At 54.8% G+C, this 2874-nt stretch carries 3 protein-coding genes and 1 pseudogene; all 4 read right to left on the reverse strand.

What is annotated here, in order from left to right; genetic code table 11:
* Window positions 1-121: 121 nt before the first annotated feature.
* Window positions 122-1027 (reverse strand): annotated as a pseudogene (locus OZ10_RS23080) (peptidoglycan-binding protein); the annotation flags it as partial.
* 5 nt (window positions 1028-1032) lie between these two features.
* A complete protein-coding gene (locus OZ10_RS23285; RefSeq protein ID WP_425598957.1) occupies window positions 1033-1419 on the reverse strand; it encodes a DUF4189 domain-containing protein in 387 nt (128 codons plus the stop codon).
* A gap of 553 nt (window positions 1420-1972) precedes the next feature.
* Window positions 1973-2482 (reverse strand): DUF4189 domain-containing protein, encoded by a 510-nt coding sequence (locus tag OZ10_RS23290; protein ID WP_081419698.1) that lies wholly within the window; start codon window positions 2480-2482, stop codon window positions 1973-1975.
* A gap of 10 nt (window positions 2483-2492) precedes the next feature.
* Window positions 2493-2874 (reverse strand): conjugal transfer protein TrbL (locus tag OZ10_RS22985; protein ID WP_081419699.1); only part of this gene is annotated, 382 nt, incomplete at its 5' end.

Below are 2874 nucleotides of genomic sequence, written 5' to 3' on the forward strand. Positions count from 1 at the left end.
AAAGCAATTGGCGGCATGACGCCGTCCGCTTATGCCCAACATCTGGCAAACACCGATATCATCAACCCCGGACTCTAAACCCGACCGCTACTCAGGGCGGGGGGACGTCGGGGGGACGTCGCACCTTGGCCTCGAATACAATCTGGCCAGCCGCCTGCTGCAGTTCCTGACGGTTGGCAAAACCACCACGCTCGCCCAAGGCTTCGAGCTTACTGACTGCGCCGTTGTACATCGCGTTATCGGGATGGCGGGAATCGGACAACAAGGGACTGGATGTCTGCACCGGCGCTGCCGGAGTGACCGTATGCTCGGCCTGCTTGGCCGTGCGCTGCGACAATGCCTGGCCTAATGCAGCCTGCGTCTGCCGTCCCACGACGCCATCGACCTGCAGGCCATGCTCCCGCTGGAATTGCTCGACCGCATATTTAGTGTTGCCACTAAAGTCGCCATCGGCGTGGAGCGGCTTGCCGTCGCGGCCTGTAGCGCCAAGTTGGGCGAGTTGGCCTTGCAGTTGCTTCACTTGCTCGCCGCGCTCGCCTTGTTCAAGTCGGCCGTCGTGCGACTTCGCGGCATGATGGGAGACCGAGCTCGGTGCCACGCTGGCTTTAAGATCAACACCATCCCGCTTGACGCTTTCGATCAAATCAGGAACACAACGTTACCAACTTTCCGCGTGTCGTTCGCAGTCCTTAGCAGCTTCGATACTCCAAGGTTTACTAGGCGTCACGCCATTAACCACACGCCTGGCGTCGTAAACGTCGTGGCTGTCGGCATCAATGTAACGACCGAGCGGCTTACCAGTAAACAAGCCATCACGCATAACGACAACCAATACCTTTGCCGCAATTTCAGGGTCTTTCGCCATGTCCGGATTGCGGACCATTTCGCCGTTCAGGCCAAGCAATTTGTCAAACTTGGCGTAATTGTAATCGTGCGTGAGATGCACGTAACCACGGCCATAAAATTCTTCGCCGCCGCTGTATCCAAGTTTGCGCGCCTGACTGCGTCCGAAATCCTGTGACGTCGCAAGCCCTAATAGGCCCTAAATTCCGGGTCACTGCATGCTGAATAAATCAGCTCACAGTCCCTCGCACCCTTGATTTCGCATCTATCGGAAGCCATTTCAAATGCCTGCTCGCTGTTCGGCGCAGAGATGGTGCTTGAACTAGCCATGGATTTTGACTCTACAACGGCAACACATGCATTCTTATATTCGAATATGACCTTACAAGCTTTAGCGCCTTTTAAACCACAATAATTTATAGCTGCGCGCCTTGCAGCGGATTTAGATTTCTCTCCAGCAGATACGCCAAGCGTCTGCGTTAGCTCGTCTCTTGCAAGAGCCCCCCAGCGAGTTCTCCATTCGCCGCTAGGCTGCGGCACACCGCCTGACTCTTGGCTATGCACACCCTGAAACACCTTGGCCGCCGATAAAGGATAATAACCAGGGGGGGGCAACTCCCTTCGGCAAACAAAGGAAAAATAAATGAGCAAAATGCCAAGAAAAGTAAAACTTCAAAGTAAGGTTTCATCAGCCTGCCTACTAACTCTGGATTCTTTCAGAAGCTCTGCTACCGGTACTTTGGTATTGAATCGGACTGAAGGAGCCTAGCACTTGTCGGGTACCTGCCGCTTCGTTCGAGCCGTTGGCTTCGACGGGCCTGGGGGCGAATAAGAGCCAGGCGCCTGTCCCTGCGGTCCTGGCGATCCGCCAGCCGACGCCGCCCCACCAATCTGAGAATACGCCATGACGCTACCCAGGGTTCCCTGGGAGAAAAACGCGGCCATCGGAGGTGTCGTCAGGATCAGAGCGTCAACAATACGCCCATCCCGCCGGTTTGCATGGCCTGGCTTGTGATGCCAATTGCACTCCTTTGGCCGGCGCATGCAGCGTACAAGGCCACGGCTCTTGCTGGAGCGAAAATTTCAGCCTTATCGCTTCATAGCAGAACACCACTCAACTTGCAAAAACCTAATATTTCCTGAAAGAGGACATACTGCATGCGGAGTATGTAACCTTACACTTTCCGATGTCTGATTTTGCAGCACAGGTTTTCATCGCTGACGTCTCCGCCTCATCAATGGATGGTGCGCCAGAATATCCGTAGCCATTAGTTCCTAATGAAACGGCAATTGCCGCGCATTGGTTTTTGTAGTAAAAAATAGGCCTGCACTTAACCCCACCTAGTCTCTTGCATTCAAGTTCGGCCTCTTTGCGCGCAAGACCTTTTGACTTTTGACTTGAAGATGCTCCGATAAATCCATTAGCCTCATCCATTGAGAGAGCTCCCCAACGCGTTTGCCATTCTCCAGTAGCAGTTGGGGACGCTGCTCCAGAGGAGCCTTCAATCGGTGCACATCCGGATACTCCTTGCCCACCGATGGGATAGAACCCTGGGGGACAATTACCTTCCGCACGAGCTGAAAAGGGTTGCCCCAATGAAACGCAAACAAAAACACCGATGAGTAGGAGCTTATACATGCATCTATACCTATGTATTCAGGTCGCGGTGAGCCCCGCGGCTTGCTTGGCTAAATTCGGGGCTCGGAGAGGTGGCGGATGACGTACCCCGAACCTGCGAAGTAGCTCCCGCTGTGCTGTTATTTCCATCAACCTTTTGAGCAGGAGTGTAAGAGCCAGGCGCCTGTCCCTGCGGCCCTGGCGATGCGCCAGCCGACGCCGCCCCACCAATCTGAGAATACGCCATGAAGCTACCCAAGGTACCTTGGAAGAAGAACGCGGCCATCGGAGGGGTCGTCAGGATCAGGAGCGTCAACAATACGCCCATCCCGCCGGTTTGCATGGCCTGGCTTGTGATGCCGTTCGTAAAATCCATGTCCAGCACCATGCCAAGCCCCTTGACCGCCCAGAGC

This window comes from Xanthomonas cannabis pv. cannabis (genome assembly GCF_000802365.1).
Classification (GTDB): Bacteria; Pseudomonadota; Gammaproteobacteria; order Xanthomonadales; family Xanthomonadaceae; genus Xanthomonas; species Xanthomonas cannabis.